The 281-nt window shown below is 45.9% G+C and carries 1 protein-coding gene; it reads right to left on the bottom strand.

Features of this window, described 5'->3' with window-relative positions; genetic code table 11:
- On the bottom strand, positions 1–280 hold a 280-nt coding region (locus RMT89_RS42480; protein ID WP_315889106.1), incomplete at its 3' end, for a dTDP-4-dehydrorhamnose 3,5-epimerase.
- Between the last annotated feature and the right edge of the window lies 1 nt (position 281).

Raw genomic sequence — 281 nt, 5'->3', positions numbered from 1 at the left:
CACCTATCCATTGCCCGAAGGTCTTAGAATGACGCCTAATATCAACCGCGACATCGAAAACCTCACCTTCCACGCAGCGTACCAGTTTTGCTTGAGCATGAGGATTCAGTTGATAATGTAGGCCGCGTAAAACCCCTTTCGTCGATTTTGAGTGGTTATCTTGTATAAAATCGACATGACGCCCAACCGCCTCATCAAAAACTCTTTGACTGAAACTCTCAAAAAAGAACCCACGCGGATCACCGAAAACTGTCGGCTCAAAAATCAAAACATCTGGCAGC

It is taken from the genome of Streptomyces sp. P17, assembly GCF_032436805.1.
GTDB lineage: Bacteria > Actinomycetota > Actinomycetes > Streptomycetales > Streptomycetaceae > Streptomyces.
This window is presented reverse-complemented; position numbering and strand designations above follow the sequence as displayed.